The organism is Aquamicrobium sp., assembly GCF_023954335.1.
Taxonomy (GTDB): Bacteria; Pseudomonadota; Alphaproteobacteria; order Rhizobiales; family Rhizobiaceae; genus Aerobium.
Window position 1 is genome coordinate 20250 of sequence record NZ_JAMLIE010000005.1, and the last position, 14756, is coordinate 35005.

Below are 14756 nucleotides of genomic sequence, written 5' to 3' on the forward strand. Positions count from 1 at the left end.
GGACGATCTCGACGCGCGTTGCGAACGGCCATGCCTGTCCGGCGGCGCAGGCGTTCACCGCCACTGCGCGGGACGCGGCCCGGTTGGCGGACGAATTGCGCGCACCGCCGGCCCGCTTCGGGGAGCAGCCGCGATGACCCGCCTCGCGGCCCTCGCCCTTCTCGGCCTCCTCGCCTGCTACCCGGCGAGGGCCGATCCGGTGCCCGACGACCTCGGCGCGCGCGTCACGGACGGCTACGCCCGCCCGGCGGCGCAGGCGTTCACCGTTGCCGCGCGCGAGACGGCGCGGCTGACGGGCGAGTTGTGCGCTGTGCCGGGCGGCGAAAGCCTCGGCGCGGCGCGCGCGGCCTTCGCCGGCCTCGTCCCGGCATGGGGTGGGCTGTCCGTGCTGCGGTTCGGTCCGCTGCAGGCCGAGAACCGCTACGAGCGGCTGTTCTTCTGGCCCGACCCGCGCGGCGTCATCGTCCGGCAGGTCGGGGTGCTGCTGGCCGGGAAGGACGAGGCCGCGCTGGCACCGGGCGCGCTGGCCGCGCGCAGCGTCGCCGTGCAGGGCCTGCCGGCGCTGGAGTTCGCGCTCCACGGCGCGGGCGCCGGGGACCTTGAAACCGAAGCGGGCGGCTATCGCTGCCGCTATGCGCTTGCCGTCGCCACGAATGTCGCCGACATCGCCGCCGCCGTCGAGGTCGGCTGGGACGAGGCGGCCCCGTTCCACGACGATTTCGCCGCGCCGGCGGCCGGGAACGACCTCTACCGCTCGCAGCGCGAGGTCGCGGGCGAGATCGTCAAGGCCCTCGGCACGGCGCTGCAATTCACCCGCAACGCCGAATTGCTGCCGCCGCTGGGCGAGACGCCCGACAAGGCCCGCGGCAAGCGCGCGCCGCTGTGGCGCAGCGGCCTGACCTTCGCGCTCGCCGCCGCCCGCATCGAGGCGGCGGTCGCGCTTCTCGACGCCGCCGGCTTCGCCGGCGACGCGGAAGCGCGCGGCGCGGTCGAGACCATGCGCTTCGACCTCGCCCATGCGGCCGAGGCGCTGCGCGCGGTGACGACGCCGGCCGAAGACGCCTTCGCGCCCGGCGAGGACCGCGAGCGCATCCGCTACGCCACGGTCGCGCTCGATGCGGCCAACGCCACGCTGGGCGAGAAGCTCTCGGCGGCACTCGGACTGACGATGGGATTCAATGCGCTCGACGGCGATTGACAGGCGCACGTTTCTCACGCTCGCCAGCGCGGCCATTTTCGCGCCCGGCGCGGAAGCGGCGTCGGCGGAGGAAGCCCTGTTCCTCGGCGCGCGGCGCGGCAGTGCGGGCTTCGAGGCGGCGGTCATCGACGAGGCCGGCCGCGACCGGCTCGTCCTGCCGCTCAAGGCGCGCGGCCATTCCTTCGCCATCGACCGGGCAGGCGGCCGCGCCGTCGCCTTCGCCCGCGCGCCCGGCCGCTTCGCCGTCGCCTTCCCGCTCGACGGCAAGGCCGAGCCCGTGGCCATCGCCGCCGAGGCCGGGCGGCATTTCTACGGCCACGGCCTGTTTACAAGCGACGGGCGGCTGATGCTGGCGACCGAGAACGACTACGAGGCCGCGCGCGGCGTCACCGGCATCTACGACGCCGGCGGCGGCTTTCGCCGCATCGGCGAGTTCGCGACCGGCGGCATCGAGCCGCACGAGGCGCTGCTGATGCCGGACGGGAAGACGCTCTGCGCCGCCAATGGCGGCATCCAGACCCATCCCGACTACGAGCGGGTCAAGCTCAACCTGGCGACGATGGAGCCGAGCCTCGCCTATCTCGACATCGCCAGCGGCGAGATCGTCGAGCAGGTGCGGCTGGCGAAGGCGCTGCATCAGGTCTCGATCCGCCACATGGCGATCGACGCCTTCGGCCATGTCTGGTTCGGCTGCCAGCATCAGGGCGACCCCACTGAGCGCCCTGCCCTCGTCGGCCGCCACCGGCGCGGCCGCGAGATCGAGATGTTCACCGGCCCCGAGGCGGTGCTGCGCGCGCTCGACAACTATGTCGGCTCCGTCGCCGTCGACGCCTCGGGAACGGTGGTGGCGACGTCCTCGCCGCATGGCGGCGTCGTCGCCTTCTGGGACGCCGCCACCGGCCGCTCGCTCGGCATGCGCCAGCTCGCCGACGGCTGCGGCGTCGCCGGCTCCGGCAAGGCGCGGCTCATCGCCACCAGCGGCCGCGGCGCCATCGTCGAGACCGGGCCGGACGGCGACGGCCGCGACCTCGTCGCCCCCGGCCCCGCCGCGCCCGCCTGGGACAACCATCTGCGGCGGATCTAGACTGGGCCTGCCGGAAGCGGAGCGCCCGATCCGCCGTCGCCCCTCCCCGCCGCCCCTCATCCGGCTGCCGCCACCTTCTCCCCGTAAACGGGGAGAAGAGAGCTTTCATCTCACTTTCGCCAGTTGCGAACGTTGTAGAAGCCGCAAAAAGCATGCGGCCACGTTCCTTCTCCCCGTTTACGGGGAGAAGGTGCCCGGAGGGCGGATGAGGGGCGGCGCAAGCGATTAATGAATCGCGCGCTTAGGTTGTCCCTGCCCCGCCTCCATCCCTATCTCCTTGATTTTACGCAATCCCCGGCGCGAAACCGCGTCGCGTTCCCGCCGAAACCGCGCTATAGTCGCGGCCGTTCGAGATACGCTGGAGCGACAGGCATTCCGGGGAATGCCGTTCCGCTGCTCCGGCTGTTCGATCTGGCCGCATTTATGCGACGCCGGACGGAGCCGTCCGGCTGCAAAATGCTCTGAGGGGGAGCGCGGGCCTGTCATGACGAGCATCCTGGCCGCAATCGGCTTTCTCGGCGTGCCGGCGCTGATCCTGTGGGCGTGCGTGCGCTGGCCGTTCGCGGCGCGGCTGGAGCCGATCGTGCTGTGCTATGCCGCGGGCCTCCTCGTCGGCCTCACGGGCCTGTTGCCCGACAGCGTCGCGCCGGCGCGCACCGGGGTCGCCGAGGCGAGCATCGGCCTTGCCCTGCCGCTCCTCCTGTTCGCGGTCGATCTCGGCGCATGGCGCCATCTTGCCGGCCGGGCGCTCTTGTCGATGGCGCTTGCGGTCACGGCCGTGGTCGCGGTCTCCGTCGCGCTGCATGTGCTGTTCGCGGCACGCGGCACGGAGGCGCCCGAGCAGCTCGCCGGCATGGCGGTCGGCATGTATACCGGCGGCATCGCCAATGTCAGCGCCATCAAGATGGCGCTCGGGGTCCCCGACGCGCGCTATCTGCTGTTCGCGACGGCGGACACGGCCGTCGGCGCGCTCTACGTATTCTTCATCATCGCCGCCGCGCCCGCCTTCTTCCGCCGGCTGCTGCCGGCCTTCCCGAAGGCCGAGCAGGAAGCCTATGCCCACGACGCACTGCCGGCCGCCCTGCCGCGCGGCCGGCGGGCGGTTCTGCCCGGCCTCGTCGCGCTCGCGGCGGCGGCGGCCTGCGTCGGGCTCGCGCTCGCCGTCGCGCCGCTGCTGACCTTCATGGCGCGCGAGATCGCGATCATCGTCCTCATCACCACCTTCGGCATCGCCGGCTCGCTGATCCGCCCCTTGCGCGAGAACCCGATGGCGACGCCGCTCGGCATGTTCCTGATCTACGTCTTCTCCTTCGCCATCGCCGCCTCGCTCGACCTCAAGGCGCTGGCCGGCATGGACCCGTCGATCCTCGTCTTCGTCTTCGTCGCCACCTTCGGGAGTCTGGCGCTGCATGCGCTGCTTTGCCGGCTGTTCAACATCGACGCCGACACCTTCGTCATCACCTCGGTGGCGGCGATCCTGTCGCCGGCCTTCGTGCCGATGGCGGCGCGGGCGCTGCGCAACTCGGCGGTGCTGATGTCGGGCATGACGACGGGCATCATCGGCTTCGCCATCGGCAATTATCTCGGCATAGCCGTCGCGCTCCTGCTTGCCCGGGGTGGATAAGAGGGGAGGTTAGGACATGACCCACAGGACCCTGCCGGAATGCGGGCGCGAGCCGGACGAGGTGCTCGACGCGCTTGCCGACTTCGCCGCCGACGACCCCGACTACAAACGCGGCCGCACATGGAGCCTCGTCTACCACCTCGACGACGCCCACGAGGATTTCGCGGCTCGCGCCTATCGGATGTACTCCTCGGCCAACGGCCTGAACCCGGCCGCCTTCCGCAGCCTGAAGCGGCTGGAAAGCGAGATAATCTCGATCGAGGCCGGCCTGTTCCACGGCGGGCCGGAGACCTGCGGCGTCCTGACCTCCGGCGGCACCGAAAGCTGCCTGCTCGCGGTCAAGACCTATCGCGACATGGCGCGGGCCAGGCGCCGCGTCCGGCCGCCGAACATGGTGCTGCCCGTGACCGCCCATGTCGCGTGGTTCAAGGCGTCGGACTATTTCGGAGTCAAGGTCAGGCTGCTGCCGATGACGTCCGGCCACGCCACCGACATCGCGCGGCTGAAGCGCCTGATCGACCGCAACACGGTGATGGTGCTGGGCTCGGCGCCGGAATACCCGCACGGCACCATCGACCCCATCGCCGAAATGGGCGCGATCTGCGCCGCGCGCGGCGTGCCGCTGCATGTCGACGCCTGCGTCGGCGGCTTCATCCTGCCCTTCATGGAGATGAACGGCGTCGACTTGCCGCCATGGGACTTCCGCGTGCCGGGGGTGACGTCGATCTCGGCGGACCTGCACAAATACGGCTACGCCGCCAAGGGCGCTTCCTCGATCCTCTATCGCGACCTCGATATCCTCAAGCACCAGATGTTCGTCTATCAGGACTGGCCGGGCGGCGTGTTCGCCTCGCCCGCCCTTCTCGGCACCCGGCCGGGCGGGGCCTATGCGGCGGCCTGGGCGACGTTGCAGAAATTCGGCGTCGCTGGCTATCGCGAACTGGCCGCCCAGACCACCGAGGCCGTCGAGGCGCTGAAGGAGGGCATCGCCCGCATCGACGGCCTGAGGCTCCTCGGCCGGCCGCAGGGACCGCTGCTCGCCTACGGCTCAAGCGACAGGGCGCTCAGCATCTTCGCCGTCGCCGACCAGATGGAAAAGCGCGGCTGGAACGTCAACCGGGTGCAGAACCCGGACGGCATCCACGCCATGGTCACGGCCCGTCACCGCGCGGTGACGGGCGAATACCTCGCCGATCTCGAACAGGCGGTCGCCACCGTGCGCGCCGACCCGTCACTGGCGCAGACCGGCGGCGCCGCGACCTACGGCATGCTGGCGCATGTGCCGCTGCGCGGCATGGTCAAGGCGCGGGTGCTCGACGCCTTCGCCAGCATGTACCGTGCCGGCGGCGGCGATCTCGACCTCCACGAGCCCGCCGCGCCCGGCCTCGCCGAACGGTGGATGAAGAAATACGTCGAGTGGAAGTCGCGGCGGGGCTAGATCGTTTCACAGCTTCACGGAAACGGTAAAACGATCTATCTCTTTGCTTTTACGCAATTCCAGACGCAGAACCGCTTCGCACTTTTGCTGGAATTGCTTTAGGCACCTTCGCCACGAAGACGCGCCGCGCGGGGTGGAAGCCGTCGCCGATCTCCAATATCAGTGGCTCGACGCAGCATAACCGCAAAGGAGCCACCGCCATGTCCGATCGTTCGCCCGACCTCTCCAACGAGCTTGCCGCGTGGGACCGCGACCACTTCTTCCATCCCTCGACGCATATGGGCATGCACGCGCGCGGCGAGAGCCCGACCCGGGTGATCGGCGGCGGCGAGGGCGTCTACATCACGGACACCAACGGCAGGCGCAGCCTCGACGCCTTCGCCGGCCTCTACTGCGTCAATGTCGGCTACGGCCGCATCGAGATCGCCGACGCCATCGCCCGGCAGGCGAAGGAGCTGGCCTATTACCACGCCTATGTCGGCCATGGCACGGAGGCCTCGATCACGCTCGCTAAGATGATTATCGAGCGCGCGCCGAAGGGCATGAGCCGGGTCTATTTCGGCCTCTCCGGCTCCGACGCCAACGAGACCAACATCAAGCTGATCTGGTACTACAACAACATTCTCGGCCGGCCGGAGAAGAAGAAGATCATCTCGCGCTGGCGCGGCTATCACGGCTCGGGCGTGATGACCGGCTCGCTGACCGGGCTCGAGCTGTTCCACAACGCCTTCGACCTGCCGCGCGCGCCGATCCTCCACACCGAGGCCCCCTATTACTTCCGCCGCGAGGACCGCTCGATGAGCGAGGAGCAATTCTCGCAGCATTGCGCGGACCGGTTGGAGGAACTGATCCTCGCCGAGGGGCCGGAGACGGTCGCCGCCTTCATCGGCGAACCGATCCTCGGCACCGGCGGCATCGTGCCGCCGCCGGCCGGCTACTGGCGGAAGATCCAGGCTGTGCTCGACAGATACGACATCCTCCTCGTCGCCGACGAGGTGGTGACGGGCTTCGGCCGGCTCGGCACCATGTTCGGCTCCGACCACTACGGAATGAAGCCCGACCTCATCACCATCGCCAAGGGGCTGACCTCGGCCTATGCGCCGCTCTCCGGCGTCATCGTCGGCGAGAAGGTGTGGAACGTCCTGGTCGACGGCTCCGACAGGCTGGGCGCCATCGGCCATGGCTGGACCTATGCCGCGCACCCGATCTGCGCCGCGGCCGGCGTCGCCAATCTCCAGCTCATCGACGAGATGGACCTCGTCAGCAACGCCGGCGAGGTCGGGGCGTACTTCCGCAAGGGGCTGACTGAGGTGCTCGGCGGCCACCGGCATGTCGGCGAGGTGCGCGGCGACGGGCTGATGGCGGCGGTCGAGTTCGTCGAGGACCGCGACGGGCGCATCTTCTTCGATCCCGCGCGCAAGGTCGGCCCGCAGGTCGCCGCCGCGCTGCTGGAGCGCGGCGTCATCGGCCGCGCCATGCCGCAGGGCGACATCCTCGGCTTCGCCCCGCCGCTCTGCCTGACGAAGGACGAGGCCGACATCGTCGTCACGAAGACCGCCGAGGCGGTCGAGGCCGTGCTCGGCCGCGGCTGACCCGGACAAGCGGGATGCGCTTGCGAGCGCATCCCGCGCCTCGCCCCGGCCCGTTTGCCTTAAAGCGTGTCCCATCTTATCCGCTCCGCAGGAGCGCGGTCTTCGAGCGCCTGCGCCGCCCCTCATCCGCCCTTCGGGCACCTTCTCCCCGTGAACGGGGAGAAGGAATGCCGGCCGCAATCCCCGCAGTTTCTCCTGCCACGCTTGTGGTTGGCGAAAGCAAGGACGGTAGCTCTCTTCTCCCCGTTCACGGGGAGAAGGTGGCGGCAGCCGGATGAGGGGCAGCGCCGGCTGTGCAGATGATGCACATACGGCGCAACGCGCGCTGGCGGCCGAGTTTCCGCTTCCGCCGGGGACGAAGCCGGCCCTGTCGGCCCCCTGCCCTACCCCTGCCCGTTCGACGGCACGTAGCGCGCGAGCGCCTTGATGATCTGGCGCGCGCGGACGCGGCCGATCTGGCGGCCCTCGGCGTCGACGACGCCGACCCATTCGTGGCTGGCGAAGTGCGGCAGCACGTCCTCGCAGCGCGCGTCGGCCGCCACCGTCATCTCGCAGGGCTCGAAATCACCCTCCTCCATGATGGTGCGGACATGGATGGCGCGCGCCTTGTTCACGTCGCGGACGAACTCCTCGATATGGGCGTTGGCCGGGTTGAGCACGATCTCCTCCGGCTTGCCGACCTGCTGCACCGCGCCGTCCTTCAGCACCGCGATGCGGTTTCCGATCTTCAGTGCCTCGTCGAAATCGTGGGTGATGAACAGGATCGTCTTGTTGAGCGAGGATTGCAGCTCGAGCAGCTGCTCCTGCATGCCGGAGCGGATCAGCGGGTCGAGCGCCGAGAACGCCTCGTCCATCAGCAGGATGTCGGTGTCCATGGCCAGCGCGCGGGCGAGGCCGACGCGCTGCTGCTGGCCGCCGGAAAGCTGGCGCGGCCGCGACTTCTCGTAGCCGGAAAGGCCGACGACCTCGATCCAGTGCGCCGCCTTGTCCAGCCGCTCGGCCTTGGAGATGCCGCGCACGCCGAGCCCGTAGGCGACGTTGTCGATCACCGAGCGGTGCGGCAGCAGGCCGAACTTCTGGAACACCATGGCGATGCCGGTGCGACGGAAGTCGCGCAGCTGCGCCATGGTCATGTCGAGCACCTTCTCGCCATTGACGACGATCTCGCCGGCGGTCGGGTCGATCAGCCGGTTGACGTGGCGGATCAGCGTCGACTTGCCGGAGCCGGACAGCCCCATCACCACGTAGATCTGCCCCCGGGCGATATCGAGCGAGACGTCGTCGAGGCCGACGACGTGGCCGGTTTCGGCCTGCACCTCGGTCTTGGACTTTCCCTGCCGCAGCAGCGCCAGCGCCGCCTCGGGATCGGGGCCGAAGATCTTGGTCACGCCGCGCATGACGATGGCGAGATCGGAGGCGCGGCCGTTCGCCGCCGCTTCGGATGCGGTATCCGCAATCTGTTGCATGGTCTCGCTCATCAGCGGGCCTCCCCGACGCCGATCCGCTCCTGGATGCGGCGGCCATAGGCTTGCGTGATGCGGTCGAAGACGATGGCGAGCACGACGATGCCGAGCCCGGCGAACAGGCCGCGGCTGACCTCGAGCCGGCCGATGCCCTGAAGCACCTGGTAGCCCAGCCCGCCGGCGCCGATCATCGAGGCGATGACGACCATGGCCAGCGCCATCATCGTCGTCTGGTTGATGCCGGCGAGGATGGTCGGCAGGGCGAGCGGGATCTGTACGCCGAACAGGCGCTGCGAAGCCGTGGTGCCGAAGGCGCGGCTCGCCTCCATCACCGCCGGGTCGACATTGCGCAGGCCGAGGTCGGTCAGCCTGACCAGCGGCGGCGAGGCGTAGACGATGGTGGCGAGCAGCGCCGGGATCTTGCCCGGTCCGAAGATCATCACCGTCGGAATTAGATAGACGAAGCTCGGCATGGTCTGCATCAGGTCGAGCACCGGGGTGACGACGTTGCGCACCCGCGCCGAGCGCGACATCCACACGCCGACGGGAATGGAGATGACGATGGCAGTCAGCGTCGCGGCGATCATCAGCGCGGTCGTCACCATCGCGTCGCGCCAGAGCTGCATCAGGCCGAGGAAGACCAGCCCGAGGAAGACCACCGCCGGCAGCTTCCAGTTGCGTGTCGCGAGGAAGGCGAGGCCGACGAAGAAGGCGATGAACAGCCACCAGGGCGTCGCCAGCAGCAGCCGCTCGATCCAGCCGAGCAGCATCAGCAGCGGGTAGGCCGCGGCCTCGAGCTCGCCGCCCCAGTTGCGCACCACCCAGTTCAGCCCGTCGTCGACGGCCCGGCGCAGCGGCCTCGTGTCGATCAGTTCCGGAAACATCCGACCCCCGTCATTCGTTGTTCTTGCAGACGTTGTTCTTGCAGATTGAAAAATGCGACCGGGCGGTCGGCCCGGTCGCATGAAAGCAGGGCGCGCGGGGCGCGCACCGTCAGTTCAGGGCGGCGCGCACCTTCTCGGCGACCTCGGCCGGTACCCAGCTCGTCCACAGCGCTTCCTCGGTTTTGAGGAAGTTGCGCGCGGTCTCGGCCGCGTCCGCCTTGTTCTCGTCGCCATAGACGAGCAGCGCGCTGATCTGGGCGTTGGTCAGGCCGGCCTTCGCCATGTACTCGGCGACCACCGGCGCTTCCTCCGGCAGCCAGGCCGCGGCGCCGATCACCGCCGGCGAGGACGGGTAGGCGGTGATGCCGGCCGGCTCGTTGCAGTCGGTGTCGGTGTTGCAGGCATAGACGTCCGGCTTCACCGGCCCGAGGTCGAGCTGCACGGCGTCGAACTTGCCCAGCACCGAGGTCGGTCCCCAGTAGTAGAACAGGATCGGCTCCTCGCGGGTGAAGGCGCGGGCGATCGACGCGTCGAGCGCCCCGCCCGAGCCGGGCGAGAACAGGTTCCAGCCCTTCGCCTCCATGTCGAACGCCTCGTAGAGCGCCGAGGTCGACAGTTCGCACACCCAGCCCGGCGGGCAGGAATAGAGCCGGCCCTTGTCGCCGTTCTCGGGATCGGGGAAGAGGTCGGGCCGCCCGACCACCGCCTCGACCGTGGTCAGCTCCGGGTTGGCCTCCTGCACGTAGCGCGGGATGAACCAGCCCTCGACCGTGCCGTCGGTGATCGCGTCGGCGAGTTGGACGACGACGCCCTCCTCGATGCCGCGTTCCCACGCGTCCTGGATGGCGCTCGTCCACAGCTCCGGCGCCAGCGCGGGCGTGCCGCGCGACAGCATCGAGGCGGAGGTCGGCACCGTGTCGCCGGCGACGATCTCGACCGAGCAGCCGAAGCCGTGCTCGAGGATGACGGCGTGGATGTGCGCCAGCGCGGCGGCCGACGGCCACGTCATCTCGGCGATGTCGATGGTCCTGTCGGTGCCGCAGACGGCGGCGTCCTGCGCGTTCGCAGGCACGGAGGTGGCGGCCGTGAAGCCGGCAGAGAAAAAGGCAACGCCGATCGCGGCGGCAATGCCGCCGGATTTCTTGAACATATTCAATCCTCGATATGTGTCTATGGATAACAGGAGGCTATCAATCATGCAGTATCGTGTCAAATGACGAGCCGGAACACGCCAAATGTTATTATACGTCTATTATGTCGATCTATATTGTATTATGGATGATCGCGAAGAAATTATGATTCGATACATTCATTATTCGAAATAACCGGAATGCGGCGTTTTTTGGCTTTACAGATGAAAAAATTTTCCCGCCCTCGCCGTGAGGGTGTTTCAGCGTAGCCTGAGCGGCATCGAGAAGCCCGCGGTGGCGTAGAAGCCGTCCGACTTGCCCGGTTCGAGATGCCGCAGATAACCGGCCGACACGGTCACGGAGACGGGGCCGGCAAGCGCGATGTCGCCGACGAAGACGCCATAGCGCAGCGTCGGGCGGCTCCAGGCGTCGTCCGACAGGGTGAACTCGCCGCCGAAGCGCAGGCGCTGCGTCCTGCGGCCGGCCTTCAGGTAAAAATAGACCTGGTCGGCGACGGTGGACCAGGCGCCGTAGGAGTGGAGGTAGAGCGCGTCGACGGCGCTGGTGTCGAAGCCGTACTGGACGGTGACGCCGACATCGCTGCCGTCGGTCGGGCTGCCGGACGGACGCTCCCTGTTGTTGCGGTAGTGCAGGCCGGCCGAGAGCGAGAAGTAATAGCCCGGCAGCGTCCACTGATGCCCGACGAGCAGCGACGAGTAGAAGGATTTCGTCCGGCTCAGCGGCGCGTTCGTCTGGCCGAGGCCGACGCTCGAGGTGATTGTCCAGCCGGAGCGGCCGATGTCGCCGTTGAGCGCGGTGACGAAGCCGATATTGGCGCTGGAATCGGCGCTGTCCGTGCCCGGCGCGCCGGTGCTCGCGCCCCAGAACAGCACGGTGTCGAAGCGCGCCGCCTCTCTCTCCGGCGCGGCGTCGCCGGCGCGCGCGTCCGCCGCGGCGAAAGCCGCCGCCGCCACGCACGCGGCAAGGTTGCGACTGGCGCCCCTTCCGCCTCCCATGCCTTCCTCCCCGCCGCCGCCCCGACGTTGCGGAGCGAACGGACCGGCCGATCCGGCCGCGTGGTTTTCCCACTTTCCCTGGCGAGTTCTTCTGTCCCCGTCGCGCGATTTCCGTGGGGGACGGATGCTCGCGGACCGGATGATAGAATCTTCCGCAAGAGTTCCCAAGAGGACCGGACGGCTTTTTCTGCCGGGCCGATGGATGACCGGAGTATTCTTCCGCCGCCGGTCCCGACGCGGGAAGGAGGCGTCGGTTATCGACGCGTCTCTACTTGCTTCTATCCTGCCTGCCGGCCGTTCAGGTCGAGGATGCCGAGCATCGCCTCGATGGCGCGGGTACGGTGGCGCTCGGGATGGGTCAGCACCGCGAAGTCGCGCACCGGCGGGTCGCGCCAGACCACCGGGCGCTGGCATATGCCGCGCACGCTGCCGGCCACCCGGCTGGAGACCATGCTGACGCACGAGCCGGCGGCGACCGCGCTCAGCACCGCCTCGTTGGATGGGATTTCGAGCGCGACGTCGAGGTCGGCGACGGCAAGGCCCATCTGCGCCAGATGCGCCTCGAATTCCGAGCGGGTGCCGGACCCCTTCTCGCGCAGGATCCATGCCTGGCCGCGATAGTCCGCCGCCTCCAGCGTCGTCGCGCCGGCCAGCGCGTGGGTCTCGCTCATCACCAGCACCAGCTCGTCGCGGGCGACCACGCGCCGCTTGAGGTTCTCCTCCGACACGTCGCCCTCGACGAAGCCGAGATCGGCGCTGCCGGCGGCCACCGCGCTCGCCACCTGCGCCGTGTTGCCGATGGTCAGCGACACCTCGATGTGCGGGAAGCGCTCGTGAAGCCGGATCAGCCGGGCCGGCAGCCAGTAGCTGGCCACGGTCTGGCTGGCATAAAGGCGCAGGCGCCCCCGCGGCTCGTTGGCGAGGTCGTCGAGCACGGTGCGGGCGAGCCCGGCCTGGGCGATGACCGCGCGCGCGGTGGAGACGAACGCCTCGCCGGCGGCGCTGAGCTCGATGCCCCTGCCCACCCGGTTGAACAGCGCCACCCTGCTCTGCCCCTCCAGCGCGGCGATGGCGGCCGACACAGCCGACTGGCTCATATGAAGCGCCTCGGCGGCGCGCGTCATGTGGCCGCGCTCGGCGACGGCGAGGAAGATGCGGAGCTGGTCGAGAGTCATGGCCGAACAATAGCTGGAATCGATCGGTCGGAAAGGAAATTCGCCCGTTGCAGATCGATCGAGCGCCGATGCGCTCGCGCCGGCCGACCTGCGGCTCAGCCGATCACGGTCAGGCTGCGATCGAACCCGGTCAGCGCGCGCGCGCCGCCTTCCGTCACCAGCATATCGTCCTCGATGCGCACGCCGATGTCGCCGGGGCGGTAGAGGCCGGGTTCGAGGGTGAAGACGATGCCCGGCTCCATCGCCTGCCCGTTGCCGATCATCACTTGCGGCGCCTCGTGGACCTCGAGCCCGAGGCCGTGGCCGGTCTTGTGGACGACGAGGTCGGCGAAGCCGGCGTCCCTCATCGCCTGCGTCACGCGGCGGTCGTACTCGTCCATGGTCATGCCCGGCCGGGCGATCTGGTGGCCGAGCGCGTTGGCGCCGCGCACCGCCTCGTAGATGTCGCGGTGTTCCGCCTGCGCGTGGCCGACGAAGACAGTGCGGGTGATGTCCGCGGCATAGCCGGCGAAGGCCGCGCCGTAGTCGACAAGCAGCGGCTGGCCCTTCTCCAGCCTGCGTTCCGGCGAGGGCGTGCCGTGCGGATCGGCCGAGGCCGGACCGCTGAGCACGATCGGCTCGAAGGACGGGCCGTCGGCGCCGTGCTCCAGCATGGCGGCGAGCAGTATTTTCCGGAACTCGGTCTCGCTCATCCCCGCCCCGGCGCGGGCCAGCGTATCGGCGAGCGCCGCCTCGCTGATGGCGATCGCCTTCGACAGCGCGGCGATCTCCGCCGCGTCCTTGTGCAGGCGCATGCGCGAGATCGCGGCATGGGCGTCGATGATCGCCGCGCCGGCAAACGCCTCGCGCAGCGCCTGTGCCTCGAAGAAGCGCATGCGCTGGCCCTCGACGCCGATCCGCGCCGGTCCGACCAGCTCCGCGACCGTGCGGAACGCGTCCCGATAGCCGTCGGAATCCTGCCAGTAGACGGTCTCGACATCCGGCGCGGCAGCCTGCCAGCGCGATCTTTCGAGCAGGGGAATGACCGCGTGCCCCGTCCCTGAGCGCGAGACGAGGAGGACGGTCGGCCGCTCCATCAGTCCGAACTGAACCCCGGTGAGGAAATAGAAGTTCGGCCCCGGAACGATCGCGGCGACGTCGATGCCCGCCTCGTCCATGGCAGCGAACAGGCGGGACTGGCGTTGGCTGGCGAGCGTCGGGTCGATCATGGCGGGCTCCGGGAGGGGAAAGGTCAGGGGTCGAGCGAGAAGCGCAGCCCGGCATCGGGCTCGAACCCGCGCTGGATGATCCGCAGCTCGGCCATCACATGGCGGCTCGCCGCGGCCTCGGCCGCCGGCCCGTCGCCGGCGGCGATGGCCCCGGCCATGGCGCGGTGGTCGGCGCCGCGCGCCGCCCGCTCGGCCGCGTCGAAATGCGGGTAGTAGTAGAGCAGCAGCATGCGGCGGCCGTAGTCGAGCGTCAGGCTGTAGAAATTGGCGAGGAAGCCGTTGCCGCTCGCCTCGGCGATGGCACGGTGGAAGGCGAGGTCGGCGGCGACGACGGCGTCGGTTTCGTTCCCTGCGACGGCAGCCTCGTACTGCGCCCGCGCCGCCGCGATCCGGGCGATGTCGCCCTCGCCGCGCACTTCCGCCGCAAGGCGCGTCACGGCGCGCGACAGCAGCGCCAGCGTGTCGAAATACTCATGCGCGTTGCCCATCGAGTGCGGGGCGACGATGGCGCTGCGGCTCGGCAGGAACTGCACCAGCGCCTCGCGCGACAGCATCAGCAGCGCCTCGCGCACCGGCGTGCGCGACAGGCCGAACCGCGCCGCCAGCCCGACCTCGTCGATGGCGCTGCCGGGCTCGATCCTCAGCGTCAGGATGTCCTCGCGCATCTCCTCGTAGACGGCAGCGAAGCCGCGCTCGCGCCGGCGCGCCGTTCCCGTCGCCGCGTCCCCGTTGCCCACCCTGTTGCCGATGTCCTGCCCGTCCTGCGGCCGTTTCATGCCGGCTCCCGTTTCCCGCAGCCTCGAAAATCTCCATTGCATAATGTTTGCATTATAGTCTAGCTTCAAGTCTCCGGACAGGCCGCGCGCACCCGGCCCGTGAGAAAAGAGGCAGGTGGCGAACGGGCCGGTCGTGGCGCGTCGTGCGCCGGCTCGCGAGAAGCCGGA

12 protein-coding genes are annotated in these 14756 nt (G+C 69.4%); 5 read left to right on the plus strand and 7 right to left on the minus strand.

Annotated features, from left to right (window positions below):
* The first annotated feature begins 133 nt into the window (after window positions 1–133).
* From M9945_RS20675 to M9945_RS20695, 5 genes are all read left to right on the plus strand, one after another.
* On the plus strand, window positions 134–1198 hold the full coding sequence (locus tag M9945_RS20675; protein WP_367946042.1) for an imelysin family protein: 1065 nt from the start codon (window positions 134–136) through the stop codon (window positions 1196–1198).
* The gene (locus tag M9945_RS20680; protein ID WP_367946043.1) at window positions 1179–2282 is read left to right on the plus strand and encodes a DUF1513 domain-containing protein; all 1104 of its coding nucleotides are present in this window, start codon (window positions 1179–1181) and stop codon (window positions 2280–2282) included. The genes M9945_RS20675 and M9945_RS20680 overlap by 20 nt, the downstream gene beginning before the upstream one ends.
* A gap of 484 nt (window positions 2283–2766) precedes the next feature.
* A complete protein-coding gene (locus M9945_RS20685) occupies window positions 2767–3906 on the plus strand; it encodes a DUF819 family protein (protein ID WP_367946044.1) in 1140 nt (379 codons plus the stop codon).
* Between the two features lie 16 nt (window positions 3907–3922).
* Window positions 3923–5344, plus strand: coding sequence for an aspartate aminotransferase family protein (locus tag M9945_RS20690; RefSeq protein WP_367946045.1), 1422 nt, complete (start codon window positions 3923–3925; stop codon window positions 5342–5344).
* A gap of 200 nt (window positions 5345–5544) precedes the next feature.
* The gene (locus M9945_RS20695) at window positions 5545–6936 is read left to right on the plus strand and encodes an aspartate aminotransferase family protein (RefSeq protein ID WP_367946046.1); all 1392 of its coding nucleotides are present in this window, start codon (window positions 5545–5547) and stop codon (window positions 6934–6936) included.
* A 383-nt stretch (window positions 6937–7319) separates the two neighbouring features.
* On the opposite strand, the gene M9945_RS20700 is transcribed toward M9945_RS20695, so the two are convergent.
* The 7 genes from M9945_RS20700 to M9945_RS20730 form a co-directional block, all read right to left on the minus strand.
* Complete coding sequence (locus M9945_RS20700; protein WP_367946047.1) at window positions 7320–8414, minus strand: glycine betaine/L-proline ABC transporter ATP-binding protein; 1095 nt, start codon at window positions 8412–8414, stop codon at window positions 7320–7322.
* Entirely contained in the window at window positions 8414–9283 is an 870-nt protein-coding gene (locus M9945_RS20705) for an ABC transporter permease (RefSeq protein WP_367946048.1), read from the minus strand. The genes M9945_RS20700 and M9945_RS20705 overlap by 1 nt, the downstream gene beginning before the upstream one ends.
* A 109-nt stretch (window positions 9284–9392) precedes the next feature.
* Complete coding sequence (locus M9945_RS20710; RefSeq protein ID WP_367946049.1) at window positions 9393–10433, minus strand: glycine betaine ABC transporter substrate-binding protein; 1041 nt, start codon at window positions 10431–10433, stop codon at window positions 9393–9395.
* Window positions 10434–10673: 240 nt separating this feature from the next.
* Window positions 10674–11429 (minus strand): cellulose biosynthesis protein BcsS, encoded by a 756-nt coding sequence (bcsS, locus tag M9945_RS20715; protein ID WP_367946050.1) that lies wholly within the window; start codon window positions 11427–11429, stop codon window positions 10674–10676.
* 278 nt (window positions 11430–11707) lie between these two features.
* Complete coding sequence (locus tag M9945_RS20720) at window positions 11708–12604, minus strand: LysR family transcriptional regulator (RefSeq protein WP_367946051.1); 897 nt, start codon at window positions 12602–12604, stop codon at window positions 11708–11710.
* A 95-nt stretch (window positions 12605–12699) separates the two neighbouring features.
* Entirely contained in the window at window positions 12700–13812 is a 1113-nt protein-coding gene (locus tag M9945_RS20725; protein WP_367946052.1) for a M24 family metallopeptidase, read from the minus strand.
* A gap of 23 nt (window positions 13813–13835) precedes the next feature.
* Window positions 13836–14588 (minus strand): GntR family transcriptional regulator, encoded by a 753-nt coding sequence (locus tag M9945_RS20730; RefSeq protein WP_367928336.1) that lies wholly within the window; start codon window positions 14586–14588, stop codon window positions 13836–13838.
* Window positions 14589–14756: the final 168 nt, after the last annotated feature.

What these genes read in the sequence shown, in the direction of transcription:
- M9945_RS20680 (WP_367946043.1), top strand. Translation starts at nt 1,179, where the DNA reads ATGCGCTCGACGGCGATTGACAGGCGCACGTTTCTCACGCTCGCCAGC.
- M9945_RS20710 (WP_367946049.1), bottom strand. Translation starts at nt 10,433, where the DNA reads ATGTTCAAGAAATCCGGCGGCATTGCCGCCGCGATCGGCGTTGCCTTT.
- M9945_RS20705 (WP_367946048.1), bottom strand. Translation starts at nt 9,283, where the DNA reads ATGTTTCCGGAACTGATCGACACGAGGCCGCTGCGCCGGGCCGTCGAC.
- M9945_RS20700 (WP_367946047.1), bottom strand. Translation starts at nt 8,414, where the DNA reads ATGAGCGAGACCATGCAACAGATTGCGGATACCGCATCCGAAGCGGCG.
- bcsS (WP_367946050.1), bottom strand. Translation starts at nt 11,429, where the DNA reads ATGGGAGGCGGAAGGGGCGCCAGTCGCAACCTTGCCGCGTGCGTGGCG.
- M9945_RS20725 (WP_367946052.1), bottom strand. Translation starts at nt 13,812, where the DNA reads ATGATCGACCCGACGCTCGCCAGCCAACGCCAGTCCCGCCTGTTCGCT.
- M9945_RS20695 (WP_367946046.1), top strand. Translation starts at nt 5,545, where the DNA reads ATGTCCGATCGTTCGCCCGACCTCTCCAACGAGCTTGCCGCGTGGGAC.
- M9945_RS20675 (WP_367946042.1), top strand. Translation starts at nt 134, where the DNA reads ATGACCCGCCTCGCGGCCCTCGCCCTTCTCGGCCTCCTCGCCTGCTAC.
- M9945_RS20685 (WP_367946044.1), top strand. Translation starts at nt 2,767, where the DNA reads ATGACGAGCATCCTGGCCGCAATCGGCTTTCTCGGCGTGCCGGCGCTG.
- M9945_RS20720 (WP_367946051.1), bottom strand. Translation starts at nt 12,604, where the DNA reads ATGACTCTCGACCAGCTCCGCATCTTCCTCGCCGTCGCCGAGCGCGGC.
- M9945_RS20730 (WP_367928336.1), bottom strand. Translation starts at nt 14,588, where the DNA reads ATGAAACGGCCGCAGGACGGGCAGGACATCGGCAACAGGGTGGGCAAC.
- M9945_RS20690 (WP_367946045.1), top strand. Translation starts at nt 3,923, where the DNA reads ATGACCCACAGGACCCTGCCGGAATGCGGGCGCGAGCCGGACGAGGTG.